The 26,218-nt window shown below is 57.8% G+C and carries 22 protein-coding genes, 4 tRNA genes and 1 pseudogene; 20 read left to right on the top strand and 7 right to left on the bottom strand.

What is annotated here, in order from left to right; genetic code table 11:
• Positions 1–10 precede the first annotated feature (10 nt).
• The 4 genes from ileS to ispH all read left to right on the top strand — a co-directional run bounded on the left by ileS (position 11) and on the right by ispH (position 4,930).
• The gene (gene ileS / locus AACY44_RS23570) at positions 11–2,842 is read left to right on the top strand and encodes an isoleucine--tRNA ligase (RefSeq protein WP_339419534.1); all 2,832 of its coding nucleotides are present in this window, start codon (positions 11–13) and stop codon (positions 2,840–2,842) included.
• Complete coding sequence (gene lspA, locus AACY44_RS23565; protein WP_339439094.1) at positions 2,835–3,344, top strand: signal peptidase II; 510 nt, start codon at positions 2,835–2,837, stop codon at positions 3,342–3,344. Before ileS ends, lspA begins: the two co-directional genes overlap by 8 nt.
• 7 nt (positions 3,345–3,351) lie before the next feature.
• Entirely contained in the window at positions 3,352–3,789 is a 438-nt protein-coding gene (fkpB, locus tag AACY44_RS23560; protein WP_010213263.1) for an FKBP-type peptidyl-prolyl cis-trans isomerase, read from the top strand.
• Positions 3,790–3,982: 193 nt separating this feature from the next.
• On the top strand, positions 3,983–4,930 hold the full coding sequence (gene ispH / locus AACY44_RS23555; protein WP_049710073.1) for a 4-hydroxy-3-methylbut-2-enyl diphosphate reductase: 948 nt from the start codon (positions 3,983–3,985) through the stop codon (positions 4,928–4,930).
• On the opposite strand, the gene AACY44_RS23550 is transcribed toward ispH, so the two are convergent.
• The gene (locus AACY44_RS23550) at positions 4,884–5,465 is read right to left on the bottom strand and encodes a GspH/FimT family pseudopilin (protein ID WP_339436851.1); all 582 of its coding nucleotides are present in this window, start codon (positions 5,463–5,465) and stop codon (positions 4,884–4,886) included. The two genes, ispH and AACY44_RS23550, sit on opposite strands and share 47 nt — an antisense overlap.
• A gap of 193 nt (positions 5,466–5,658) precedes the next feature.
• Between AACY44_RS23550 and pilV the strand changes: the two genes are divergently transcribed.
• From pilV to thiO, 5 genes are all read left to right on the top strand, one after another.
• A complete protein-coding gene (gene pilV, locus AACY44_RS23545; RefSeq protein WP_339419527.1) occupies positions 5,659–6,144 on the top strand; it encodes a type IV pilus modification protein PilV in 486 nt (161 codons plus the stop codon).
• Positions 6,141–6,848 carry a PilW family protein gene (locus AACY44_RS23540; protein WP_339427184.1) on the top strand — a complete coding sequence of 236 codons (708 nt, stop codon included), beginning with the start codon at positions 6,141–6,143 and terminating at the stop codon, positions 6,846–6,848. Before pilV ends, AACY44_RS23540 begins: the two co-directional genes overlap by 4 nt.
• A 6-nt stretch (positions 6,849–6,854) precedes the next feature.
• Positions 6,855–7,385 carry a pilus assembly PilX family protein gene (locus tag AACY44_RS23535; protein WP_339419523.1) on the top strand — a complete coding sequence of 177 codons (531 nt, stop codon included), beginning with the start codon at positions 6,855–6,857 and terminating at the stop codon, positions 7,383–7,385.
• Positions 7,386–7,396: 11 nt separating this feature from the next.
• Positions 7,397–7,798, top strand: a complete 402-nt coding sequence (locus AACY44_RS23530; protein WP_339419521.1) for a type IV pilin protein — start codon at positions 7,397–7,399, stop codon at positions 7,796–7,798.
• 62 nt (positions 7,799–7,860) lie between these two features.
• Entirely contained in the window at positions 7,861–8,970 is a 1,110-nt protein-coding gene (thiO, locus tag AACY44_RS23525; protein WP_339531164.1) for a glycine oxidase ThiO, read from the top strand.
• Here the strand turns inward: thiO and AACY44_RS23520 are convergent.
• Both AACY44_RS23520 and AACY44_RS23515 read right to left on the bottom strand, forming a co-directional pair.
• Positions 8,957–9,190 (bottom strand): PP0621 family protein, encoded by a 234-nt coding sequence (locus tag AACY44_RS23520; protein ID WP_339419518.1) that lies wholly within the window; start codon positions 9,188–9,190, stop codon positions 8,957–8,959. The genes thiO and AACY44_RS23520 overlap by 14 nt on opposite strands.
• Before the next feature lie 124 nt (positions 9,191–9,314).
• Positions 9,315–10,340, bottom strand: a complete 1,026-nt coding sequence (locus AACY44_RS23515; protein WP_339419516.1) for an outer membrane protein assembly factor BamD — start codon at positions 10,338–10,340, stop codon at positions 9,315–9,317.
• Between the two features lie 149 nt (positions 10,341–10,489).
• Here AACY44_RS23515 and rluD point away from each other — a divergent pair, with 149 nt between their 5' ends.
• The 7 genes from rluD (at position 10,490) to AACY44_RS23480 (ending at position 15,599) form a co-directional block, all read left to right on the top strand.
• Positions 10,490–11,452 carry a 23S rRNA pseudouridine(1911/1915/1917) synthase RluD gene (gene rluD / locus AACY44_RS23510; protein ID WP_049710064.1) on the top strand — a complete coding sequence of 321 codons (963 nt, stop codon included), beginning with the start codon at positions 10,490–10,492 and terminating at the stop codon, positions 11,450–11,452.
• Positions 11,449–12,174 carry a peptidoglycan editing factor PgeF gene (gene pgeF, locus AACY44_RS23505; protein ID WP_339419514.1) on the top strand — a complete coding sequence of 242 codons (726 nt, stop codon included), beginning with the start codon at positions 11,449–11,451 and terminating at the stop codon, positions 12,172–12,174. The genes rluD and pgeF overlap by 4 nt, the downstream gene beginning before the upstream one ends.
• Before the next feature lie 130 nt (positions 12,175–12,304).
• Positions 12,305–14,869, top strand: coding sequence for an ATP-dependent chaperone ClpB (gene clpB, locus AACY44_RS23500; protein WP_339419512.1), 2,565 nt, complete (start codon positions 12,305–12,307; stop codon positions 14,867–14,869).
• A 316-nt stretch (positions 14,870–15,185) separates the two neighbouring features.
• Positions 15,186–15,261, top strand: a tRNA-Asn gene (locus AACY44_RS23495).
• Positions 15,262–15,270: 9 nt separating this feature from the next.
• Positions 15,271–15,347 (top strand) — tRNA-Pro (locus tag AACY44_RS23490).
• A gap of 5 nt (positions 15,348–15,352) precedes the next feature.
• A tRNA-Lys gene (locus AACY44_RS23485) sits at positions 15,353–15,428 on the top strand.
• Positions 15,429–15,522: 94 nt separating this feature from the next.
• Positions 15,523–15,599, top strand: a tRNA-Pro gene (locus AACY44_RS23480).
• Positions 15,600–15,771: 172 nt separating this feature from the next.
• Here the strand turns inward: AACY44_RS23480 and AACY44_RS23475 are convergent.
• The 3 genes and pseudogenes from AACY44_RS23475 to AACY44_RS23465 form a co-directional block, all read right to left on the bottom strand.
• The gene (locus AACY44_RS23475) at positions 15,772–16,824 is read right to left on the bottom strand and encodes a site-specific integrase (RefSeq protein ID WP_339457460.1); all 1,053 of its coding nucleotides are present in this window, start codon (positions 16,822–16,824) and stop codon (positions 15,772–15,774) included.
• A 16-nt stretch (positions 16,825–16,840) separates the two neighbouring features.
• A pseudogene (locus tag AACY44_RS23470) lies at positions 16,841–16,909 on the bottom strand (hypothetical protein); the annotation flags it as partial.
• A gap of 134 nt (positions 16,910–17,043) precedes the next feature.
• Positions 17,044–17,817 (bottom strand): SDR family NAD(P)-dependent oxidoreductase, encoded by a 774-nt coding sequence (locus tag AACY44_RS23465; protein ID WP_339437747.1) that lies wholly within the window; start codon positions 17,815–17,817, stop codon positions 17,044–17,046.
• 185 nt (positions 17,818–18,002) lie between these two features.
• Between AACY44_RS23465 and gcvA the strand changes: the two genes are divergently transcribed.
• Positions 18,003–18,920 (top strand): transcriptional regulator GcvA, encoded by a 918-nt coding sequence (gene gcvA / locus AACY44_RS23460; protein WP_339531161.1) that lies wholly within the window; start codon positions 18,003–18,005, stop codon positions 18,918–18,920.
• A gap of 328 nt (positions 18,921–19,248) precedes the next feature.
• Here gcvA and AACY44_RS27850 read toward each other — a convergent pair whose 3' ends face one another.
• Positions 19,249–19,494, bottom strand: a complete 246-nt coding sequence (locus AACY44_RS27850) for an outer membrane protein transport protein (RefSeq protein ID WP_445261933.1) — start codon at positions 19,492–19,494, stop codon at positions 19,249–19,251.
• 377 nt (positions 19,495–19,871) lie between these two features.
• Here AACY44_RS27850 and tssI point away from each other — a divergent pair, with 377 nt between their 5' ends.
• Genes tssI through AACY44_RS23445 form a run of 3 tightly spaced genes read left to right on the top strand, consistent with a single transcriptional unit; the run spans position 19,872 to position 26,058 of the window.
• Positions 19,872–21,941: a type VI secretion system Vgr family protein gene (gene tssI, locus AACY44_RS23455; protein ID WP_339457496.1), complete on the top strand. Its 2,070-nt coding sequence runs from the start codon at positions 19,872–19,874 to the stop codon at positions 21,939–21,941.
• Positions 21,938–22,789, top strand: coding sequence for a DUF4123 domain-containing protein (locus AACY44_RS23450; protein ID WP_339531158.1), 852 nt, complete (start codon positions 21,938–21,940; stop codon positions 22,787–22,789). Before tssI ends, AACY44_RS23450 begins: the two co-directional genes overlap by 4 nt.
• Positions 22,786–26,058, top strand: coding sequence for a toxin VasX (locus tag AACY44_RS23445; protein WP_339531156.1), 3,273 nt, complete (start codon positions 22,786–22,788; stop codon positions 26,056–26,058). Before AACY44_RS23450 ends, AACY44_RS23445 begins: the two co-directional genes overlap by 4 nt.
• Positions 26,059–26,218: the final 160 nt, after the last annotated feature.

Here is a 26,218-nt window from a genome sequence, read left to right as displayed (position 1 = left end):
AGAGCCTTAAATGACCGACTATAAAGCCACGCTAAACCTTCCGGACACCGCCTTCCCAATGAAGGCCGGCCTGCCACAGCGCGAACCGCAGATCCTGCAGCGCTGGGACAGTATTGGCCTGTACGGAAAGTTGCGCGAAATTGGCAAGGATCGTCCGAAGTTCGTCCTGCACGACGGCCCTCCTTATGCCAATGGCACGATTCACATCGGTCATGCGCTCAATAAAATTCTCAAAGACATGATCCTGCGCTCGAAAACCCTGTCGGGCTTCGACGCGCCGTACGTCCCGGGATGGGACTGCCACGGCCTGCCGATCGAACACAAAGTCGAAGTGACCTACGGCAAGAACCTGGGCGCGGATAAAACCCGTGAACTCTGCCGTGCCTACGCCACCGAGCAGATCGAAGGGCAGAAGTCCGAATTCATCCGCCTGGGTGTGTTGGGCGAGTGGGACAACCCGTACAAGACCATGAACTTCAAGAACGAGGCCGGTGAAATCCGCGCCTTGGCCGAAATCGTCAAAGGTGGTTTCGTGTTCAAGGGCCTCAAGCCTGTGAACTGGTGCTTCGACTGTGGTTCGGCCCTGGCTGAGGCGGAAGTCGAGTACGAAGACAAGAAGTCCTCGACCATCGACGTGGCCTTCCCGATCGCCGAAGACGCCAAGTTGGCCCAGGCTTTCGGCCTGGCAAGCCTGAGCAAACCGGCTGCCATCGTGATCTGGACCACCACCCCGTGGACCATTCCGGCCAACCAGGCGCTGAACGTGCACCCGGAATTCACCTACGCCTTGGTAGACGTCGGTGACCGCCTGCTCGTGCTCGCTGAAGAAATGGTCGAGGCTTGCCTGGCGCGTTACGAGCTGCAAGGTTCGGTGATCGCCACCACCACCGGCTCTGCGCTGGAACTGATCAACTTCCGTCACCCATTCTATGACCGCCTGTCGCCGGTGTACCTGGCTGACTACGTCGAACTGGGTTCGGGTACTGGCGTTGTTCACTGCTCGCCGGCCTACGGCGTGGACGACTTCGTGATCTGCAAGAAGTACGGCCTGGTCAACGACGACATTATCAACCCGGTGCAGAGCAACGGCGTCTACGTGCCGTCGCTGGAGTTCTTCGGCGGCCAGTTCATCTTCAAGGCCGACCAGCCGATCATCGAAAAGCTGCGTGAAGTCGGTGCGCTGATGCAAACCGCCACCATCCAGCACAGCTACATGCATTGCTGGCGCCACAAGACTCCGCTGATCTACCGCGCCACCGCGCAGTGGTTCATCGGCATGGACAAAGAGCCGACCCGCGGCGACACCCTGCGTAACCGCGCGATCAAGGCTATCGAAGAAACCAAGTTCGTCCCGGCCTGGGGCCAGGCGCGCCTGCACTCGATGATCGCCAATCGTCCGGACTGGTGCATCTCCCGCCAGCGTAACTGGGGCGTGCCGATCCCGTTCTTCCTGAACAAGGAAAGCGGCGAGCTGCACCCACGTACCGTTGAACTGATGGAAATCGTCGCCCAGCGCGTTGAACAGGAAGGCATCGAAGCCTGGTTCAAGATGGACGCCGCCGAACTGCTGGGTGATGAAGCGCCGCAGTACGACAAGATCAGCGACACCCTCGACGTGTGGTTCGACTCCGGTACCACCCATTGGCACGTCCTGCGCGGCTCACACCCCATGGGCCACGAGACTGGTCCGCGTGCCGACTTGTACCTGGAAGGTTCGGACCAACACCGTGGCTGGTTCCACTCGTCGCTTCTGACCGGTTGCGCCATCGATGACCACGCGCCGTACCGCGAACTGCTGACACACGGCTTCACCGTCGACGAGACGGGCCGCAAGATGTCCAAGTCGTTGAAGAACGTGATCGAGCCGAAAAAGATCAACGAGACCCTGGGCGCCGACATTATGCGTCTGTGGGTAGCGTCGACCGACTATTCGGGCGAGATCGCCGTGTCGGATCAGATCCTGGCTCGTAGCGCCGATGCCTACCGCCGTATCCGAAATACCGCACGCTTCCTGCTGTCGAACCTGACCGGTTTCAACCCGGCCACCGACATCCTGCCGGCCGAGGACATGCTCGCCCTGGACCGTTGGGCTGTGGACCGTACCCTGTTGCTGCAGCGTGAGTTGCAGGAGAGCTACGGCGAATACCGCTTCTGGAACGTCTATTCGAAGATCCACAACTTCTGCGTGCAGGAGCTGGGTGGTTTCTACCTCGACATCATCAAGGATCGCCAGTACACCACTGGCGCCAACAGCAAGGCACGCCGCTCGGCGCAGACTGCGCTGTATCACATCAGCGAAGCGCTGGTGCGCTGGATCGCGCCGATCCTGGCGTTCACCGCCGACGAACTGTGGGAATACCTGCCGGGCGAGCGTAACGAGTCCGTGATGCTCAACACCTGGTACGAAGGCCTGACCGAACTGCCGGCCGACTTCGAACTGGGCCGCGAGTATTGGGAAGGTGTAATGGCCATCAAGGTTGCGGTGAACAAGGAGCTGGAAGTGCAACGTGCGGCCAAGGCTGTCGGTGGCAACCTGCAAGCCGAAGTCACGCTGTTTGCCGAGGAAGGCCTGACCGCCGACCTGGCCAAGCTGAGCAACGAACTGCGCTTCGTGCTGATCACCTCCACCGCGAGCCTGGCACCGTTTGCCCAGGCTCCGGCAGACGCGGTTGCCACCGAAGTTCCGGGCCTCAAGCTCAAAGTGGTCAAGTCGGCCTTCGCCAAGTGCGCCCGTTGCTGGCACTGCCGTGAAGATGTCGGCGTGAACCCGGAGCATCCGGAAATCTGCGGTCGTTGTGTCGACAACATCAGCGGTGCTGGTGAGGTTCGCCACTATGCCTAATGCCGGTCGTTTCGGACGTCTGGGCTGGCTCGTATTGAGCTTGCTGGTGCTGGTCATTGACCAGATCAGCAAGGCTCATTTCGAGGGCACTCTGGAAATGTTCCAGCAGATCGTAGTCATCCCGGATTACTTCAGCTGGACCCTGGCCTACAACACCGGCGCGGCCTTCAGCTTCCTCGCTGAAGGAGGCGGCTGGCAGCGCTGGCTGTTCGCCGTGATCGCGGTGGTGGTCAGTGCGGTGCTGGTAGTGTGGCTCAAGCGTCTTGGGCGCGATGACACCTGGTTGGCGATCGCCTTGGCTCTGGTGTTGGGTGGCGCGCTAGGCAACCTGTACGATCGCATTGCCCTGGGCCATGTGATTGACTTCATCTTGGTGCATTGGCAGAACCGTTGGTACTTCCCAGCGTTCAATTTTGCCGACAGTGCCATCACCGTCGGTGCAATCATGCTGGCGTTGGACATGTTCAAAAGTAAGAAACCCGGAGAGACCGTCAATGACTGATCAGGTATTGGCTGAGCAACGCATCGGCCAGAACACGGAAGTCACCTTGCATTTCGCACTGCGCCTGGAGAATGGCGACACGGTCGACAGCACGTTCGACAAAGCCCCGGCTACCTTCAAGGTGGGCGACGGCAACCTGCTGCCGGGTTTCGAAGCGGCCCTGTTCGGCTTCAAGGCGGGTGACAAGCGTACCCTGCAGATCCTGCCGGAAAACGCCTTTGGCCAGCCTAACCCGCAAAACGTGCAAATCATCCCGCGTTCGCAGTTCCAGGACATGGACCTGTCGGAAGGCCTGCTGGTGATCTTCAACGATGCGGCGAATACCGAGCTGCCCGGCGTGGTGAAAACCTTCGATGACGCGCAAGTGACCATCGACTTCAACCACCCGCTGGCCGGTAAAACCTTGACCTTTGACGTTGAAATCATCGACGTTAAAGCGCTCTGACCGAGGACGCGGTTAAAACTGTGGGAGGGGCGGTGCGACGTTTCGACTTGCTCGCGAATGCGCTCTGTCAGTTATGCATATGTCCACTGACCCACCGCTTTCGCGAGCAAGCCCGCTCCCACCTTTGATCTTCATTGTCAGTTGAGTTAGCGTCAAACTTGACCCTAAGTGGCTGCAAGACACGAGGCACAGCATGCAAATCAAACTCGCCAACCCCCGTGGCTTCTGCGCGGGTGTGGACCGGGCGATCGAAATCGTCAATCGCGCCCTGGAAGTCTTCGGGCCGCCGATTTACGTGCGCCATGAAGTCGTCCACAACAAATTCGTGGTCGAGGACCTGCGCGCGCGCGGTGCCATCTTTGTCGAAGAGCTGGACCAGGTGCCGGACGACGTAATCGTCATCTTCAGCGCCCACGGTGTTTCCCAGGCCGTGCGTACCGAAGCGGCAGGCCGTGGCCTGAAAGTCTTCGATGCCACCTGCCCGTTGGTCACCAAGGTGCACATCGAAGTCGCGCGCTACAGCCGTGACGGTCGAGAGTGCATCCTGATCGGCCATGCCGGCCACCCGGAAGTTGAAGGCACCATGGGCCAGTACGATGCCAGCAATGGCGGGGCTATCTACCTGGTCGAAGACGAAAAGGATGTTGCCAATCTTCAGGTGCAAAACCCTGAACGCCTGGCGTTCGTGACCCAGACCACTTTGTCCATGGACGACACCAGCCGTGTTATCGACGCGCTGCGCAGTCGCTTCCCGGCCATCGGCGGGCCGCGCAAGGACGACATCTGCTACGCCACCCAAAACCGGCAGGACGCGGTCAAGCAACTGGCCAATGAATGTGACGTGGTCCTGGTGGTCGGCAGCCCTAATAGCTCCAACTCCAACCGCCTGCGTGAGCTGGCTGAGCGCATGGCAACCCCTGCGTACCTGATCGACGGCGCCGAAGACATGCAGCGCAGCTGGTTCGATGGCGTCGAGCGCATTGGTATCACGGCGGGCGCTTCGGCCCCGGAAGTGCTGGTGCGCGGCGTTATCCAGCAGTTGCATGCGTGGGGGGCCACCGGTGCGGACGAACTGGCGGGGCGCGAAGAAAACATCACGTTCTCCATGCCCAAGGAGCTGCGGGTTCGCTCGCTGCTCTGATTACACGGGTGCCGGAGTAGCTCCGGCACAATGCCTGCTCGGCGCGGTCGCTGCGCAGGCTGATGCGCCCGCTGGGCGCCAGTACGACCTGATACAGGCTCTGTGGCTTCTCCGAGTCGCACACATGCACAGTACCTGCACGAAATCCTCCCCCTGAAAATATTGGCTCGCCCAGCCTGCTGAAGCGCACCTGGTTCTTGAGCGGGCCATTGCCGACGATCGGTACCTTCCCGCTGTCCTGGCGCTCCAGCAGTACCGGGTTTTTATCGTCCAAGTGGCCGCGTCCGCTCTCATCCACGATCACCCGCCAACCCCGGCTCCAGTCGTCGTCCAGCGCGTGAATGACCACCGCTCGGTTGCGTGCGACGGCTTCGGTGCGTGCGTAGCGCAGCCCTCCCGCTAAGGACTGTGCCGCGCTATGTCTTTGCTGTGACTCCAGCAGGCTCTTGAAACTGGGCACTGCCAGGTTAGCCAGGATGCTGCTCACGATCAGTCCGAGTAGCAGTTCAATCAGGGTGAAACCTCGTTGTCGCATATGCCATCCCTCCATGGATTTGAGTACAGCCATAGGTATAGCGCCCGTGCTGTGGTGCTGGATGGTGGCCTTTATGTCCAAAGTATTTCGCTTTGTTCCTGGAGCAGCGCGGGAGAAAAACCGACGCTAGTCTTGGGCCGTACAGCAGATTTCAGCTGCTTTTTTCTGGCCTTCGACACGGATGACGACGGTAATGCTTGCCTGCCCAAACACCCGTTTTTCCCACGCCTTAGCGCGGCATCAGCTCGGCATGACGCTGATCGAGGTGTTGGTTGCGGTGCTGATTCTCACCATCGGGCTGTTGGGTGCGGCGGTGATCCAGCTCAATGCGCTGAAATACACCGACAGTTCCAGGATGACCAGCCAGGCCAGTTTCATTGCCTACGACATGCTCGACCGAATCCGCGCCAATTCCGCTGCCGACTACGCATGGGATCGGTCCGAGCATGCCCCGGCGAGCAGCGCTACCGCCAGCGTGCGCGACCAGGACCTGCATGATTTCGAGGCTAATATTCTCGGCTTCGCTGGGGATAGCGCGAAGGGCGCGGTGTCGATCAGTGCAAACGAAGCCACTGTCAGTATCAGTTGGGATGACAGCAGAGGCGCTAACAGCCCGGGTGCTCGGGAAACATTCATTCTGACCAGTCGCGTCAGTGATAAGCCGGGGGTGACGCAATGAGGCGTCGCACTCGAGGTTTCAGCTTGGTGGAATTGCTGTTGGCTTTGGCGATGGGCTTGGTGCTCGTGCTAGGGGTCAGCCAGGTGGCGATCAGTTCCAGGACCACCCACGACAGCCAGCAGGCCGCCATGATGCTGCAGGATGATGCACGGTTCTTGCTGGGCAAGATGACCCAGGATATCCGTCAGGTGGGCATGTTTGGCTGTTTGGCCACGGAGTTTATCGACAACGCTCCTCCGGCCTTTGATCGGCCTGTCAGTTGGAGTGCCGGGGCGGGTGCAAAGTCGCTGACGCTGGTGACCGCGGATGTCGGCAATGAGAGTGGCAAACCCGATTGGACGGTGCTGTCTGACTGCACAGGCAGCGCCCAAGCGTATGCCGGAAATTCCCCTGTGCCTGCACCCGGACAGATCCGTTTTGCACTGCGCCAGCTCACGTACATCTTCGAAGCAGGCCAATTAAAGGTCAGCACGCCTGCGGCGCCCGCCAAGACAGTGCTGGTGGATAATGTGCAGGCTTTTGATATCAGCTTTGGCGTGGTGGCCAAAGCCGCATCAACGGAGGTAGTGCGCTACGACTCGAGTCCCGCCGATGTATCCCTGATACGCAGTGTTCGCATCCTGATGACGCTGCGAGATCCGGCCGAACGGGTTAAAGATCAAACCTACAGCGTCGTGGCGGCGCTGCGAAACCGTCTGGGGTAAGCCACCATGATGCTCACGGAGGGTATTCGTTTGCGCCAGGCGGGCATGGTTCTGCTGACCAGCCTGGTGTTCCTGTTGCTGGTGTCGCTGATCGGTTTGTCGTCGATGCAAGGCGCAGTCACCCAGCAAAAGATCGCCGGTAGTCTCTGGCAGCGCAATCAGTCGCTGCAAAGTGCCGAGAGTGGCTTGAGGCGCGGTGAACAGGCCATACAGCGGTCATTCGCGGCGCTGCCGTTGTGCCCGTCGATGGTTGCCTGTGCGCCGCCGCAAGCAGCATTGTCAGTGGTCGGAGCGGGAGTGGACCCCGTTTCTGGCGTCACCTGGGTTGCGCTTAAGGGCGGTGTATACGGCATTCAATTCCTGGGCCCCGCAGTAGGGGTGGTCCATTTACCGCCGCAAACCCGCGCTGCGGTGTATCGAGTGACAGCTGTGGGGCTGAGCGGCCAGTTGCGCACGGTGCTGGAGAGCGTCTACGTACGGGTGGACGAGGAGGGTGGCTCGCGTTTTCGGCGTGTGGCATGGCGGCAACTTCAATAAGGAGCAATGTAATGGGCATGGATAGCCAGGGTTTCACCCTGATCGAGTTACTGATCGCTGTGGCGCTCATCGCGGTTCTCGCTGGGATCGCTTATCCCGGATACACCGGCCATATGAAAAGGGTGTATCGCGCTGAAATCGTCGCGTTGTTGACCGAGCAAGCTCAACACCTGGAGCGCTTTTATACGAGGAACGGCACTTTTATTGACGCGAACGGCGTCAGTGCGGGCAATGATCGCTATAGAATCAGCGCTGCATTGAACCCTCAGGATTTCCAGTTGGTTGCTACGCCTGCTGTCGACTCGATAATGGTCGGCGACCCTTGCGGCGACTTCAGCCTGACCAGCACCGCTGCGCGGTCCAATCCGGGCGCCGCGCCGGACATGTCGCGCAAGCTGTGCTGGGGGCAATAATGAGGGTGCTGGATGATTGGGCGCCGGGTGCGCTTGTTCCTATTTATCGGCTGGATCAAATGATGGCAGAGCAACAGCAGGTAGTGATAGTCGGTGGCGGGGTCATCGGCTTGTTGACGGCGTTCAACCTGGCGACCCAAGGGCAAGCGGTGGTGCTGCTGGAGCGCGCGGGGTTGGGGCAGGAGTCTTCCTGGGCGGGCGGCGGGATTATTTCGCCGCTGTATCCGTGGCGCTATAGCTCGGCAGTCACCGCGCTGGCGCATTGGTCCCAGGATTTTTATCCACAGCTCGCAGAGCGTTTGTTTGCTGCGACGGGTGTCGACCCTGAGGTGCACACCACTGGGCTGTACTGGCTGGACTTGGACGACGAAGCCGAAGCCTTGGCTTGGGCTGCACGTGAAGGCCGGCCATTGAGCAAAGTGGATGTATCAGCCGCCCATGATGCCGTTCCGGTGCTGGGCAGCGGGTACTCCCAGGCGATCTACATGGCCAACGTCGCCAATGTGCGCAACCCGCGCCTGGTCAAATCCCTCAAGGCTGCACTGCTGGCGTTGCCCGGTGTGACCCTTCATGAACAGTGTGAAGTAACCGGGTTTGTCCTGGACGCTGGCAATGTGGTGGGCGTGAAGACGGCCGATGGTCCGATCTTCGGTGATCAGGTCGTCCTTGCGGCGGGCGCCTGGAGCGGTGAGTTGCTGGGCACGCTGGGCTTGGCGCTACCGGTGGAACCGGTCAAAGGCCAGATGATCCTGTACAAATGCGCATCGGACTTCCTGTCGAGCATGGTCCTGGCCAAGGGGCGATATGCGATCCCTCGGCGTGACGGGCACATCCTGATCGGCAGTACGCTGGAGCATGAAGGCTTCGACAAGACCCCCACTGAAACAGCGCTGGAAAGCCTCAAGGCGTCAGCGGTTGAGTTGATTCCTGCCTTGGCGGACGCCGAGGTTGTTGGGCACTGGGCCGGATTGCGCCCAGGTTCGCCGGAAGGTATCCCTTGCATCGGCCGCGTGCCGGGCTTCAACGGGTTGTGGCTCAACTGCGGGCATTACCGCAACGGCCTGGTGCTTGCGCCGGCGTCCTGCCAATTGTTTGCTGACTTGCTGCTGGCGCGTACGCCGATCATCGACCCGGCGCCTTATGCGCCTGAGGGGCGGATCAGCGCTGGATAGACGTCGGCCCCTGCTCAAGATGCGCCTGGGTGCAATACCACTCCTGGCGCGAGCTCAAGGCGCGATCCTGCGGCAGGTGCACGCCGCAGTGGGCGCAGCGCACCATCAAGGCGGCGTCGGGCTCACTGGCGCGTTGCTGTTTGGCGGCCGGACTTTTGAATTTGCGCCAGAACCATACTGCAGCGGCAATGACGGCAATCCAGAACAGTAGACGAAGCATGATGGGCAGTTTCTCGACAAGGAATGCGCCAGTTTAGCCAAGGACGTGCCAGGCGCACAGCGCAATAATACCGCTCACAAAAAAGGAGCCTCGAAAGGCTCCTTCTTGATGACGCAGGGTGCAATCAGTCAAACACACCAAAGGTCATGTAGCTGAACCATGAGCGGTCCTGGTTGTTGCCCAGGGCCTGTGGCTCTTCCTCTTCGATCACGTCGCCGTTTTCGTCATGCGGCTTGAGGTCCGAAGGGATAGCGTCCTTGGCGTCCTGGTACTGCTTGATCACGTCCTGGTTGGCGCGGGTTTCGCCCGGCGGCAGCGGTGGACGGGACTCAATCAGGCCCAGAGTGTACTTGCTCAGCCACGAACGGTTGTCGGCTTCGGCAACCTGAGGCACCAACTGGCCATCTTTCAGGCTCGGGTGATCCGGGTAGTTGAGCTTCAGGGTTTCCAGGCTGGTGCTGGCCAGTTCGTCCAGGTGCAGACGTTGGTAAGCCTCGGTCATCACCGCCAGGCCGTCACCCACGGAAGGGGTTTCCTGGAAGTTCTCGACAACATAACGGCCACGGTTGGCGGCAGCTACATAGGCCTGACGGGTCAGGTAGTAGTGAGCCACGTGGATCTCGTAGGAGGCCAGCAGGTTGCGCAAGTAGATCATGCGCTGCTTGGCGTCCGGCGCGTAGCGGCTGTTGGGATAGCGGCTGGTCAGCTGCGCGAACTCGTTGTAGGAGTCGCGGGCAGCGCCCGGGTCACGCTTGGTCATGTCCAGCGGCAGGAAGCGCGCCAGCAGGCCAACGTCCTGGTCGAACGAGGTCAGGCCCTTCATGTAGTAGGCGTAGTCGACGTTCGGGTGCTGCGGATGCAGGCGGATAAAACGCTCGGCGGCGGACTTGGCAGCTTCTGGCTCGGCGTTCTTGTAGTTGGCGTAGATCAGCTCGAGCTGAGCCTGGTCGGCGTAGCGCCCGAACGGATAACGCGACTCCAGTGCCTTCAGCTTCGCTGTGGCGCTGGTGTAGCTATTATTGTCCAAGTCTTTCTGAGCCTGTTGGTACAACTCGACTTCGCTCAGGTTTTCGTCGACGACTTCCTTTGTTGACGAGCAAGCAGCAGTCATGGCGAGGATGGCGATCAGCAGCAGGTGTTTCACTTGCATGGCGGCTTGCGTCCCTATGACGGCCGCTGTCTTGGGCGGGGCCGTCCTGTTATGATGAGCGCCCCGTTGAAAGCCTCGGGGCAAAAGACGCCGTATTTAACCACAAGCGCGCAGCCGAAACCAAAGGCTGTGCCACGCCTAGTCTGAGCATGTCCGATAAAATTGAACTTCGCGCAGAGGTGCCGTCCGAATTGGGCGGCCAACGCCTCGATCAAGTCGCCGCACAATTATTCGCTGAGCACTCGCGCTCGCGCCTTTCCGCCTGGATCAAAGACGGCCGCCTGACTGTGGATGGAGCGGTTATCCGCCCGCGAGACACAGTCCATGGTGGTGCGATTCTTGAGCTGACTGCCGAGCAGGAAGCCCAGGGAGAATGGGTCGCCCAGGACATTGAGCTGGACATCGTCTATGAAGATGACGACATCCTGGTCATCAACAAACCCGCAGGCCTGGTGGTTCATCCGGCTGCCGGGCACGCTGACGGCACTTTGCTCAATGCCTTGTTGCACCACGTGCCGGACATCATCAATGTCCCGCGCTGCGGCATCGTGCACCGTCTGGACAAGGACACCACCGGCTTGATGGTGGTGGCCAAGACCATTCAGGCGCAGACGCAGTTGGTCACACAATTGCAAAGCCGCAGCGTCAGCCGAATCTACGAGTGCATCGTGATCGGCGTGGTGGTGGCAGGTGGCAAGATCAACGCCCCGATCGGTCGTCACGGCCAACAGCGCCAGCGTATGGCGGTGATGGAGGGCGGCAAGCAAGCTGTCAGTCATTACCGTGTACTTGAGCGTTTCCGCTCCCACACGCATGTGCGGGTCAAGCTGGAAACCGGCCGCACGCACCAGATTCGCGTGCACATGGCGCACATCAACTTCCCGTTGGTCGGAGATCCGGCCTACGGCGGTCGCTTCCGTATTCCGCCGGCGGCCAGTGTGACAATGGTTGAATCGCTTAAATCCTTCCCGCGCCAGGCACTGCATGCACGCTTCCTGGAGTTGGATCATCCGACGAGCGGTAAGCGGATGAGCTGGGAATCGCCTCTTCCGGACGATCTGGTCTGGTTGTTGTCGCTGCTCAAGCAGGATCGCGAGGCATTTATCGGATGAGTGACTGGCTGATTCCTGACTGGCCTGCGCCGGCTCAGGTGAAGGCCTGCGTCACCACTCGTGCGGGCGGCGTCAGTCTGGCGCCGTTCGACAGCCTCAATCTGGGCGATCATGTCGAGGACAGCCTGGACGCCGTCCTGGAAAATCGCCGTCGGCTTACCGATGCCTTCGTTATACAGCCGGCTTGGCTGCGCCAAGTCCACGGTATCAAGGTGGTCGAGGCCGATCCTGGCCAGACTGCCGAAGCCGATGGCAGTTGGACAAGCACTCCAGGCATTGCCTGTACCGCAATGACTGCTGATTGCCTGCCCGCTTTGTTCTGCAACCGCGCCGGCACCCGTGTGGCGGCTGCCCATGCCGGTTGGCGCGGGTTGGCGGCAGGCGTGTTGGAAGCTGCTCTCGACAGCCTGGACGCCGAACCCGCTGACGTGTTGGTCTGGCTCGGCCCGGCCATTGGCCCACAGGCCTTCGAAGTCGGCCCTGAAGTGCGTGAAGCCTTCATGCAGCAACTGCCGATTACCGCCAAAGCCTTTGTGCCCAGCCGCACTCCCGGCAAGTTCATGGCCGACATCTATCAGTTGGCCCGTCTGCGCCTTGCCGCGCGCGATGTCACGGCTGTTTACGGTGGCGGTTTCTGCACGGTGACCGATCCACGCTTCTTTTCTTTCCGCCGCAGTTCGCGCACCGGTCGGTTTGCCTCCCTTATCTGGCTCGAGCGCTAGACTCTTCTGATCTGCGTCAACTACCCGTAGCTTGAATCTCCCAGAATCGACCGCATCTATAGGGGTATCTGGCAGGTTTCTTCATTCAGGATGTTTTATAGCTCCGGCCTGCTCAAAAGGAAGGTGACTAATGCGTATTGATCGTTTAACCAGCAAATTGCAGTTGGCCTTATCAGACTCCCAATCCTTGGCGGTGGGCCTTGACCATCCGGCCATTGAGCCTGCGCACCTGATGCATGCACTTCTGGAACAGCAAGGTGGTTCTATCAAGCCCTTGCTGATGCAGGTGGGCTTTGACGTCAACAGCCTGCGCAAGGAGTTGAGCAAAGAGCTCGACCAACTGCCGAAAATCCAAAACCCGACCGGCGACGTGAATATGTCCCAGGACTTGGCGCGTCTGCTCAATCAGGCAGACCGTCTGGCCCAGCAGAAAGGCGACCAGTTCATTTCCAGTGAGCTGGTGTTGCTCGCCGCGATGGACGAGAACAGTAAGCTTGGCAAATTGTTGCTGGGCCAGGGCGTGAGTAAGAAGGCCCTGGAAAACGCCATCAACAACCTACGTGGCGGTGACGCGGTAAACGACCCCAACCACGAGGAGTCGCGTCAGGCCCTGGATAAATACACTGTCGACCTGACCAAGCGTGCCGAAGAGGGCAAGCTTGACCCGGTGATCGGCCGTGACGATGAAATTCGTCGCACTATCCAGGTGCTGCAACGCCGCACCAAGAACAACCCGGTGCTGATCGGTGAGCCTGGTGTGGGTAAGACCGCGATTGCCGAAGGCCTGGCTCAGCGCATTATTAATGGCGAAGTGCCAGACGGCCTGAAAGGCAAGCGCCTGCTGTCCCTGGACATGGGGTCGTTGATTGCAGGTGCCAAGTTTCGCGGTGAGTTCGAAGAACGCCTCAAATCCCTGCTTAATGAACTGTCGAAGCAGGAAGGGCAGATCATTCTGTTTATCGACGAACTGCACACCATGGTCGGCGCCGGTAAAGGTGAGGGCTCCATGGATGCCGGCAACATGCTCAAGCCTGCCTTGGCGCGAGGTGAGTTGCACTGCGTCGGTGCTACCACGCTCAACGAATATCGCCAGTACATCGAAAAAGACGCCGCCCTTGAGCGTCGCTTCCAGAAAGTGCTGGTGGAAGAGCCGAGCGAAGAAGACACCATCGCGATCCTGCGTGGCTTGAAAGAGCGCTACGAGGTTCACCACAAGGTGGCGATCACCGACGGCGCGATCATTGCGGCGGCCAAGTTGAGCCATCGCTATATCACTGACCGTCAGTTGCCGGACAAGGCCATCGACTTGATCGACGAAGCGGCCAGCCGTATCCGCATGGAAATCGATTCCAAGCCGGAAGTACTCGACCGTCTGGATCGGCGGCTGATTCAACTGAAAGTCGAGTCCCAGGCCCTTAAGAAAGAAGAAGACGAAGCGGCGAAGAAACGTCTGGAAAAACTTCAGGAAGAAATCGTGCGTCTGGAGCGCGAGTATTCCGACCTGGAGGAAATCTGGACCTCGGAGAAAGCTGAAGTGCAGGGTTCTGCGCAGATCCAGCAAAAGATCGAGCAGTCCCGCCAGGAACTGGAAGCCGCGCGTCGTAAAGGCGACCTGAACCGCATGGCCGAGTTGCAATACGGGGTGATCCCGGACTTGGAGCGCAGCCTGCAGATGGTCGATCAGCACGGTAAAAGCGAGAACCAGTTGCTGCGCAGCAAGGTGACCGAGGAAGAAATTGCCGAAGTCGTTTCCAAGTGGACCGGCATTCCGGTGTCGAAGATGCTCGAAGGCGAGCGCGACAAATTGTTGAAAATGGAAAGCCTGTTGCACCAGCGGGTCATTGGTCAGGAAGAGGCCGTGGTGGCGGTGTCCAACGCAGTGCGGCGTTCCCGTGCCGGGTTGTCCGACCCGAATCGCCCAAGTGGTTCGTTCATGTTCCTCGGCCCGACCGGCGTGGGTAAGACCGAGCTATGCAAAGCCTTGGCCGAGTTCCTCTTTGATACCGAAGAAGCCATGGTGCGCATCGATATGTCCGAATTCATGGAGAAGCACTCGGTGGCTCGCTTGATTGGCGCCCCACCAGGCTATGTGGGCTACGAGGAGGGCGGTTACCTGACCGAAGCCGTGCGGCGTAAGCCTTACTCGGTGATCCTGCTGGATGAGGTCGAGAAGGCGCATCCGGATGTGTTTAACATCCTGTTGCAAGTGCTGGAAGATGGACGCCTGACGGACAGTCACGGGCGTACCGTGGACTTCCGCAACACGGTGATCGTGATGACCTCCAACCTGGGCTCGGCGCAGATCCAGGAGCTGGTAGGTGATCGTGAGGGCCAGCGCGCTGCTGTAATGGATGCATTGACCACGCACTTCCGTCCGGAATTCATCAACCGGGTCGACGAAGTGGTGATCTTTGAGCCTCTGGCACGTGACCAGATCGCGGGTATCACCGAGATCCAGCTGGGGCGTCTGCGCAGTCGTCTGGCTGAGCGCGAACTGTCGCTGGAGCTGGGCAGTGACGCGTTGGAGAAATTGATCGCGGTTGGTTACGACCCGGTGTATGGGGCACGGCCGTTGAAACGTGCGATCCAGCGCTGGATCGAGAACCCGCTGGCCCAGTTGATTCTGTCGGGTAGCTTCATGCCGGGCACCAGCGTCACGGCGACTGTGGAAAACGACGAAATCGTCTTCCACTGAGCCCAGGCTGTTGGCTGATAAGACAAGGCCTCGCATTGCGGGGCCTTTTTTTTCGATAGGGCGTTGAACTGTAAGGCAAAGGCTTGTAAAGTGCGCCCCGCAGCAACGTCAGCCCACGGGTTTCTTCTCCCCAAGAAGAAATCAGAAACAAGCGCAAATCATTGTCTTAAAAGCAATTTAAAGGGTTGACAGGGGTTTTTAAGATTGTAGAATAGCGCGCCTCAGACACATGAACGTAGCGATACGGGAAAGTCGAAGAGAAGGTTACACCGCAGTAAAAATGCTTTGAAATAAGTAACACTTTGAAATGTGTAGTTCCGTGATAGCTCAGTCGGTAGAGCAAATGACTGTTAATCATTGGGTCCCAGGTTCGAGTCCTGGTCACGGAGCCAATTTCAAACCGGGGTATAGCGCAGTCCGGTAGCGCGCCTGCTTTGGGAGCAGGATGTCAGGAGTTCGAATCCCCTTACCCCGACCATATTTGGGTCGTTAGCTCAGTTGGTAGAGCAGTTGGCTTTTAACCAATTGGTCGTAGGTTCGAATCCCACACGACCCACCATTTTTGAGACCAGTTAACGCTGGAATCAGATCTTAAGATCAGAGGCCAAAAGCACTGATCGAAGAAGGCGACTGAAAGGTCGCCTTTTTATTACCGGGGTATAGCGCAGTCCGGTAGCGCGCCTGCTTTGGGAGCAGGATGTCAGGAGTTCGAATCCCCTTACCCCGACCATTTTTCAAGAAAAAAGGCGCCTTTTTGGCGCCTTTTTTCGTTTGTTGATCAGATAGATACCTCGAATCTAATGTATCAGGGCGGTTTTCTCAGAAAATTATTTCGCAGGCAGGCGAAAGCCTCTGATTAACCAGAGCTCGCTATAACGGTGCGTTTTGCCTTAGGTGTCGTGCTACGGAGATGCTCGAGAGAACGAAGTGATTCCTATTGATCGCTCAGACGAGGTGCGCTTCCTAAATGTGCCGGCGCCTAGCCCGCTTGATATTAACGTTAACAAAAGACTCTGCTCTATTTGATCGGCTGGCGATTCCATGGCAGGTGGCATGGAGCCGCGATGTAGTTGGGCAGATGCGAGCTCGAGAGCCTTCTGAAGCGCGCCTGTGCCAGTCGATCTGCTCGGCCGATCAAGACCGACTTCCGTGGTATCTGGTTGTTGTAGGTTCGGTAGGTTCTTGGGTTCTGGGTGGGCGCTATCTCGCGATGGCAGCCTTATTTGAGTGGGTGGGGGAGTAACGGATGAAGCCGGGGGGGTACGGCTTGGATCAACCCTTCTAACCTGGTTCAAAGCACCCTGAGCCAAGCTTCTCTCATGCAGAACGACACGCATATGGTCGTAGTCTACTTCGATATAATTCATCGTCGTCGCTATATTGGAGTGGTTCAGTAGACTTTTCGTTAGATGGATGTTTCGCTCTGGCTGCTTCATCAAGTCTGTCGCAAGGGTGTGCCTAAAGCGGTGAGGTGTAATTCGCACGCCGATTTTATCGGTGAGCTTGCGGTACATTGACTCCACCTGGTCGATGTTCATTTCCTTGCCGTGATAGTGCCGGGAGAATCGGTTGACGTTAAAAAGTTGATCGTCCGGTGAAAAGCCAACTTTCTCCGCTTCTCCCAGGATTCTGCAAAGGTGTGGAGCGAGCCCATCCATGATGGGTAGGAAAAATTCGCGATGGGTTTTCTCTGTTTCACCCCGGACCAAGATCATCTGACTGTCCCAGTCAACATCTTTGAAACGCAGGCACAACAGAGCATTCAGCCGAATGCCGGTGTAATAAAACATCTCAAAAGCGGCAAGCCAGAACCAAGCAGGCGTTATCTGGCTCCGCTCGTGAGTAGAGCGTTCTTGCCCAACAAGACCGGTGAGCCAGTTGCGTGCCCGTTGGATGGCGTCTCCATTGATTGTCTTGCAGGTGTTGATGAAAAGCGAAGCTGGCACCTGCTGAATAGCGAACGATACTCGTCGCCCGAGCTTGTTCGCCGCCGACCCGATCAAGCCTGACGCGCTCAACACCTAGTTGTGGCGATGCCACCCAATCGTAGTCCTGGGCAGCGACGGTAGCGCGCTGGTTGAAGTCAGCATTGATGAGCACTGGTGCGGTATCTCCAAGGAGTCAAAGAATTAAAAATCGAGCATGCCGGCTAAGCAGGCATGCCCGAACTCATATCAGTTACGACCGGCCATAACACCGCCGTCTACGTCCCAGATAGCACCGGTGACCCAACTGGCCTTTTCGGAGAGAAGGAAGACAACAACTTCGGCGACATCTTCAGGAGTACCTACTCGTCCGATAGGGTGGAAGCTATTGAAGCCCTGCAGCGCGGCATGAACTTCAGCTTTAGGAATGAAACCTTCGTAAATCGGGGTCTGCACCACCGCAGGTGATACGGCATTGACGCGGATATGCTTGGATGCAAGCTCCATCGCCAAGTGCTGAGTCAGCGAGTGCAGGCCAGCTTTTGCCATCGAATAGGCAGAGGAAGGAGTGGCGGCGATTGCCTGTTTGCCCCACATGGAGCCGATGTTGACGATGGCGCCGGGATTTCCCTTGGAGACGAGGTTCGCAGCGACTTTTTGCGTTATGAAGAAAGAGGCTTTGTTAAGTTGCATGTACTGATCGTAGTCAGCGTCCAAGTGCTCCAGAAAAGGCTTCGGGAAGAATACGCCCGCCGCATTCACCAGCAGGTCGACGTCCGCGTGGCGCTGATCAATTTCCTTCAGCAGCGTCGCAAGGCTTTCTGGGTTGGTCAGGTCTGCTGTGAGTGCGCTTACAGTCCCTATTACGCCGAGCTCTTGGCGAGCTTGTTCGGTTTTTTCTGCGCGGCTGCCCACAATAACGACGTTGCCGCCTTGCTGTAAGAAGAGTCGGGCAGTTTCAAACCCCATACCACTGGTGCCGCCCACGACTAACAATTTTTTTCCGGCGAATTGACTGCTCATTTGAGTGCTCCAAAAAAGGTGAGTAATGGCATGCAGGAAGCCGAGAGCCTGTTGCCAGCCCAGAGGCTGACGTTTAAGTGTCTAGCCACCGATGTACTGCTGAGGTACGAGTGAAGTATTCGCTTCTACCGGGAGCTGAACAAACGAGATAAAGTGTCAGTACGATAAAGAAAAGGTTTACCGCTATGGTCGCGCCTGTGCACCTCAACGCGCTGAGAGCTTTCGAAGCCAGCGCTCGGCACCAAAGCTTTTCTGCTGCTGCGGATGAGTTGAATGTCACCCCCGCAGCCGTAGGGCAACTGGTACGCACGCTTGAGCAATGGTTAGGTACGTCTCTGTTTCATCGTGGCACCACCGGCAAATCACGTTTGGTCGCTACGGAGTCCGCTGAGCGCGCGCTTCCCGACATTCAGGCCGGATTCGAGCGGCTTACGTTAGGGGTAGGGCGGATGAGGGAACATTCACCTAACGGGGTGTTAACTGTCACGGTTAGTCCCGCCTTCGCTGCCAAATGGTTGTTACCGCGAATAGAGCGTTTCCATACGGCTTGGCCAGATACCGACGTTCGACTCGACACGCAACTCAAAGCGTTGGATTTCCAGGCTCAACGAATAGATATCGGCGTCCGATATGGTGCCGGTAAGTGGCCTGGTCTTATCGCAGAAAAACTGATGGACGAGGACATTTTCCCTGTGTGCTCCCCTAAGCTGAAAAACACTTCGGATTGTTTGAGCACTCTGGCCGAATTGGCCAATCAAACGCTGATCCACGATCTATCGATGGACGGTAGCGCTGGGTTCACTACTTGGGAAACCTGGTTGAGCTTGGCTGGGGCGAAAAATATACAGACGCGCCGGGGCATGAAGATCAACAACAGTGCAGCTGTGCTCCAAGCAGCGATAGATGGGCAAGGTATCGCGCTCGCGCGTAGCGTTATGGCAAGAGATGATTTGGCTGCAGGCCGCCTAATTCGCTTGTTTCCAGACATCCAGGTCGTTTCTCCGTTGGCCTACTACGTTGTATATCGTCCTGAGTGTGCGAACCTGCCGAGGTTGAAAGCATTTCGAGATTGGATATTTATGGAGGTGGCGCCTAATCAATGACCCGAAATCTCGCGTTCTTGACGATTATCATCTCAAGACTGAGAAAAGGGACAGCGGTCTGCAATTGCTCGGTACGCCTTGATCAAGACTGATCCGGCTGATGCAATTCCAGATTGCAGGAGTTTTCCACTCCTGCAATACTGACATTCATTAATCAACATAGACAGCCATGTGCAGGCTCAAGTCGACAGGCATTAGCTCTGAACGACTTGACCGCCTTTTAGCAGAAACACCTACAAAGGGAATTTTGCATTCAACCTGAACCACCTGGAAAATTGTGTTACAGCGCGATAATTTTGCTTGGGTATTCCTGAGAGGCGCAACCATCCTAAAACTTATACGTTAGCTGTGCAGCCATAATGTGTGCGCTATTATTGTATTCAGCTTTATAGCTAGGCTGCGCGCCATTTGTATCGACTTGATTAATGATTGTTGATGACTCACGCAAATAACCGTACGCAAGATCAACGGTCAGCTCACTGCTTGGTGAGAAAGCCGCGCCCAAAGTTATTGCATTTCTATTGCCAACTGGGAGTCGAACATTACGATGTCCTCGCTGGGCTGACCATCTCATTAAGTGCGGGTATCGCTGGCGTATTCGGTCACAAGATTGGCGCATTCGGGCGATCTTTCCAGGGGTAGAGCCCCTATCTTTATTTTAATGTCGTCAACCAGAATTTTTTTAAATCGCTCTAGCTATCAAAAATTATTATTCACTCTTTTTGATAACTATTCGTTTTACGTTCAGCGTCTACGGAGTGCTCAATTTGTCCTCGTTCGCAGAACAATGGACAAGCATTCCGAGCAATCAACGTCCGCGCGAATTTTTAGGACTTTTCCTACATTAATTTTTTTATCCGCTTGCTAGCGTGATCGAAGTTTTAAGTTTGCTCCGGCCACGAATGGCCAGAGAGCCTGTGTAGTCTTCTCTTTCAGCTTAAGGAAAAGCGTATGTTCGCGCCGGCCAATACTGCGCACTTCGCGTTACTGATCCCCTCCGTTCGCAACGACTTCAAGGTTTTGGCCTTTAAGGGCACTGAAGCCATCAGCAGCTTGTATGCGATCCAGGTTGAACTCGTCAGCGAGTCCCCTGATTTCGATCTGGAAAGCCTGCTCAGTCAGTCAGCATTCCTTCAGTTCGGCCTGAATGGCGAAGGGATTCATGGACGCATCGAGGATGTGTTGGTGGGGGACGCCGGTACACGCCTGACCCGCTACCACCTGACTTTGGTGCCCGCGCTGCACTATTTGCAGTTCAGCCATAACCAGCGGATTTTTCAGCATCTGACGGCGCCGCAAATCATCGCCCAAGTACTCAAAGGCCACGGCATCCTGGCCGATGCCTATTCCTTCCATGTCAGCAGCAGTCCCGAGCGCGAATACTGCACGCAGTATGGGGAATCCGACTACGAGTATGTCCAGCGGTTGTGCAGCGAGGACGGGATGTCGTGGCACCACCAACACGATCAGGATGGTCATCATCTGGTATTTACTGACGACCAGACCTATTTCCCCAAGTTGGGCGAAACACCGTATCAGCAAGGTTCTGGCCTGGCGGCGGATCACCCGGTCATCAGCCAGTTCTCTATGCGCTTCAGCACCCGAACCAGCACGACCACGCGACGGGCCTATGATCTAAAACGCCCAAGCCTGTTGCTGGAAAGCCAATTCACCGCAGAGTTCACACCGGCACTCGAAGACTACCGCTACCCGGTGCTGATCGAGAATGAAAAGCTCGGCAAACAGCTTGCCCGACAAGCCCTGGAGCGGCACCGCGCTGACTACCAGTTGGCCGAGGGCAAAAGCGACCAGCCGAACCTGCGCAGCGGTCACTTCTTCGACCTGACCGAGCATCCGCGTCAACAATGCAACGACCTGTGGTTGTTGCTCAGTGTGACCCACTCAGGCAAGCAGCCCCAAGTTCTGGAGGAAGCGATCACCAGTGACGTCAACCCCGACGACGGCTTCACCCAAGGTTACCGCAACAGCTTCAGTGCGATTCCCTGGGATGTGTTCTACCGTCCGCCGTTGGTGACGCGTAAAACGGTGTTGGTCAGCCAGACGGCCCGCGTCACAGGCCCTGCGGGGGAAGAAATTTTCTGCGATGAATATGGTCGGGTGAAGGTTGAGTTCCACTGGGATCGCGCCGAACTGGGCAGCGACAAGAGCAGTTGCTGGCTACGCGTGTCGAGCAGTTGGGCGGGTGAAAGCTTCGGTGCGGTGACCATCCCGCGCATCGGCATGGAAGTGGTGGTGACCTACCTGGAAGGCAATCCTGACAACCCGTTAATCACGGGGTGCGTGCCTAACAAGGTCATGCCTGTGCCGTACCCATTGCCCGCGAACAAAACTAAAACCATGTTGCGCAGCCACAGCTCGCCGCGCACTGGCGGCTACAATGAACTGTCGATTGAAGACCGGGCGGGGCAGGAAAAAATCTACTTGCGCGCCCAACGCGACATCCAGCAATTGGTCCTCAACGACAGCGATACCAAGATTGGTAACGACCGCCGTGAACAGATCACCCGCGACAGCCACAGCCTGATTGGCAATGACCGATCAGAACAAGTCGACAAGAACAGTTCCAGCTTGATCAAGGGTGACGAACTGCATAACACCGAAGGCCTGCGCAACACCCTGATTGGTGGCGACGAGGTGATCTCGATCACCGGCAACAGCAGCACCACGGCCGGTGGCACGCTGGTGATTCAGGCTGGATCTCAAGCCCATGTCACCGCGACCAATGTGGTGATCGATGCGGGCATGAGCCTGACGCTTGAGGCAGGTGGACAGTTCATTGTGATCAACTCAGGGGGCATTTTCAGCAGCGTACCCATTGTTCAAGGTGGCGCGCCCGTCGCAGGGATCCCTGCGCAGCAGGCCCTTTCGGTTATACCGATGGTCGCCGAGGCGTTGGTTGCTCCGTCACTGGTCACGCAAACATCGGCGTTGATTCAGGCCGCACGTCACGCCGCACCGGTCTGTGCGGTGTGTCAAAAACTTGCGGAGTTGACTGCATGAATCAGGCTTATTTACTACTGGATGGTGCTCAGATCGACAACCTGTCCGAGCGCCTGCTGTATCAGGGGGAAAACACTAAGTTTCAGTCGCTGTATCAGCACACTGCCTACAACAAGCTGGCGGATATCGGCCCGATACTGGTGCCGGTTTCCCCCAGCAGCCCGTTGGCCCACATCTTTGCACTGGAGTGGAGTGCAACGGCGGGTATCTGGCTGGAGTCAGAGGCCGGTGAAGACGTTGTATTTCAGCACCTGCGCAGCCTGATTCACGCCCGCGTCGAGGGCGATGCCACGGTCCTTTTTCGTTACTACGACCCCCGTATCACGCGTTTGTGGCTGACTGGTCTGGAGCCCCAGGCGCGTGATCGATTGATGGGGCCAATCCGACTTATTTTGCTGCCGGAATTGGCTCACGATTCCGGATGTATTCGTCAGGAAAACCCTGAACAGCCCATCGGGCAGTACACGGATAAGCCTTGGTTATGCCTTACCCCAGAACAACTGGCTCAGTTGAGCGAAGCCAAGCGGCTACGTCTTGCCCAGCAGTTGATCGAACATTGTCAGCAGCACTTCCCTCAATGCCTGCAAGGATTGGATCACGCCGCACAGCAGCAGTGGGTCACAACCTGTCAGCTCAGCGCTGAAAGGCAAGGCTACGCTGCCGCCGATGAAGTCACTCGCTGGGCCAGCTTTCACGCCTTACTAGGTAATGACTTTCCTGACGCTCCCGGCCATGCCGTTTACCGACAGATTCTCACCGAACCTGGGGTTTTACCTGAGCAACGCCTGGACAACCTGAGTGCTGAACTAAAGCGTCAGCAACTCACCGATAAGGAACTATCCGTATGAGTGCTGAAAAACTGGCCATGGTTGACCAGTTGGCTCAGGCAGACCGAGCCGCCAAGGCGATGCCCCACGAAGATATCAACAGTTCAATTACGCCCTGCCCAGCCCACCAATCCGACATATTCGTAGTGCCCGTGCGGTATGCCCTGGCAGAAGAAAAAGCCGCCCATCCTTGCTGCATGCCCGGCGTGGCTACCCAGAGCCACCCTATGGCCGCCCGCCGCCTGCGGGGAGGTTTTCTTTATCTGTGGCAGGACCAGGGGCCTCTCAAGCGCTATGCCATCGGGCCGAATGGTTTGCTGAGTGAACAAGCGCTGGAAGCCGATGCCACCGTTGTGCTGGATGGCACCCTGACAGGTCTGGCCCTGAAGAAAATCTATGATGCCTGGATGCTCTATAGCGAGTTCCCACTGAATCCGGAACACTGCAAGGCGCTGAGCGACAGCAGCGCCAAACGCAGTGCGCACATGCGTCACGTTGCCTTGCGCACGGTGGCTAACGAGCTACAGGCGCCTCATTGCCCGCCGCTGGCCAAAGCCGATCAGGTCATGGCCGAACTCATCGCGGCCACCTATGCCCGGTCGATGAAGGCTGACCAACAACGGGGCGGTGACGATACGGATGCACTGGGTGCGACCGCGATGAAAGACCCGACGACCCTGAACATCAATGCCTATACCGAGGCCATGCACCGTTCACGTGAGCGGGAGAAAGTCATCGCCCAACACCCCGAGGCCAGTGATCAGCCTCCGGGCGAGTGGAGTGCCGAACGGTGGGAGGGGCAGAGCACTCAGGATTGGCTGGAAACCGCCAAAGCGCAGGCCAAAGGTTTGTTCCCGGTCTTCGCGTGCCTGGATGACGACCTGGGCGTACTGCGTGATATCAACCATGAGCAAGAGTCGGTGGAGGCGCGACACGAACAGTGGATCGGTGATAACAACCTGCGCCTAAGCATCGGTGGATTTATTCGCAGTCTAGTCAGCGAAGATGGGGCTGAACTGGCGGGCACTCTCAGCTATCGCTACAAGAGCCGTGACATCAACCTTACTCCTGAGCAGGGTAAGGTCATGCTGGATGCTCAGCACCAGCTGGACGATGCGCTCAAGGATGAAACCCATGCCCGTCAATACGGCGGTCAGCCGAGCGCGAGCGAAGCCTCCGCCCGTGATGCGCGAATTGCCAGTATCGTTGCGCCCGTACAGGCCTTTATTCCGGCCGATTTGTACAACGAAGCGGAATACGTGGTGCGTGAATACCGTGCTGAAAAGCAGGCCAACCTCGACAACGATTTCCTCAGTGCCAAGGTCGGCAAGTATATCGATCTGACAGCGATGAACAGCTGGCTCGATACCACCGCGCCAGCGCATTTCCAGCATGTCGAACAACGCCATCAGACACTGTTTGCGGACCGGGACGTTTACCTCAAACGGTCCGCCAGCGGCACCTGGTTTGTCGATTACTATGACCTGGACACACGGCACTGGTTAACCGACCTGGCCACCGGTTGCCTGACCGCCCAATGCATTCGTGCCCAAGGTGCCGAACAATACGCCGACTACGTGCAGGCCGCCGATGGCGGCGCACTGACACAACTGTTCCGTGCCTGGACGCCCTCGCTCGATGCGGGCATTAACAACACCACTCGCCTGGGCGAGTTGATGGCTGCGCTGGCCGCTGAGAATATCGCGGCTACCCATCAGGCACTTGCGCCACTGGCCGCGCCGATTCTGGACGACCTTGCGAGCATGGCCCGAGACGCCCATGGCGCATGGAGCGTGCTGGTCAACCGTCTGGCTGCGTCGTTGCTGTTACTCAAAGGCGATAAAACCTTCAGCAGTGCCTGGCTGGGCGTCTTCGTTGCTGCTCGCCTGGGCAGCGAGGCCCGTTTACAGTCTGTGAGCGAGGGAGGCACTCAAGTCTGGAGATTACTGGGCCAACAAGCGGAAGGGCTGACCCAATGGGCCCGCACCACGGGGGAAGCCATTGGCGTCGGACGCGTGTCAGGCATCGCGAACTCCTCCTTCGTGACCAATAGCGGTGGGGTCGTGCCACTGGCGGCCTTGCTGCTGAACACGCTCAATGCGAGTAACTACTTGAGTCAGGCCGCAGCCGTGAAGGGGATGGACAGTCAGCGCGTCAACGATACGGTGTCAGCATCGTTGTATGCTGCCGCCGCGTTGACGGCGGTGATTGACAATCAGGTGCGGCAGGGGTTGGGGAAGGATCGACTTCACTTCTTTGGCTCAGCGGCCCCAACCTTGACGCTGTTTGGTGGGGTGATTGGTGGGTTGTCATTTGGCGCGGCCCTAAACGAATACAAGTCACTGCAACTACAACTGGAAAGCAGCCAGACGCATATCGATCCTTGGTTGCAGATGCGCAAGGCAGTAGTTACGGGCCAGGTAACTGCCTATGGGGCTCAAGCGCTATTAGGCTTTGGCCAGACGGCGAGAGCCTTGGCGGGCTTAGTGGAAGTGGAGGCGGCGATCATGCGCTACTCGCTATGCATGGGCCCGCTCAACTGGATCATGTTCGCGCTGGGTGTGCTGTACCTGATCACTTGGTTCTTTCAGCAAACCCCTCTGCAAAACTTCCTCAACTTCTGCTGCTGGTCAAAAGCCAGAGCTGGCAATCTAGAGCCTATTGCGGCCAAAGCACAGAAAGACGAACTTAACCAACTCTACGGCATCCTGTATACCCCCCGCGTCAGCGCAGAAAGCAGCTCGGTGATGGGCAGTTCCAATGGCCCTTCCGGACTGACCTCCGTAAATGCCATCAATAGCTTGACAATTGACTTGCCAGGGGCTGAACCGGGCAGCGCCTACCTGGAACTGAGTCTGATCGGTGATCCGGTGGATACCCAGCGCTACCGCGACTTGATCAAAAACAGCCCGACCAACAACTACCAACCGCCTCGCCCTTGGCGGGATATGGCACCGCACTGGCTGCCCGGCAGTACCTGCTGCTGGATACCCGCTAACGAAGGCCAAGGTTTACGCCTGAGCGGCCCCTTCAGTTCAGTACAAGGTGTCCTTAGCACCCCACCCAGCACGATCTCCCTGCGCTTGCGGTATCGCACGCCATTGACCGCGCTGCTGGGCGCCCGCAACTTTATCGGCGGTGAACGCGGCGTGGCCTTTACCCTGAGTGACAACGGAGGTGTGATCGCCCTGCGGGATGATCCGACACCGGAACTGGATCGTGTGCCAAGCTATCCGCTCGACAGTGAGCGTTCAGGCTCTACTTACCTGCAACCTAAGGACAGCGCATGAGCACGCCACCGGCAGGCACCACAAAAAAAAGGATGTTTGCGCGCAATGACTACTTGGCGCCGTTGCCCATTCCCACCGGTGAAAAACCCTCGGATGTGCTCAACACCATTTGGCGCAAGAACGAGGTGTTTCTCGACATCGGAAACTACAGCATCGGCTC

Source organism: Pseudomonas sp. RA_15y_Pfl1_P11 (genome assembly GCF_963970975.1).
Taxonomy (GTDB): Bacteria; Pseudomonadota; Gammaproteobacteria; order Pseudomonadales; family Pseudomonadaceae; genus Aquipseudomonas; species Aquipseudomonas tritici.
This window is presented reverse-complemented; position numbering and strand designations above follow the sequence as displayed.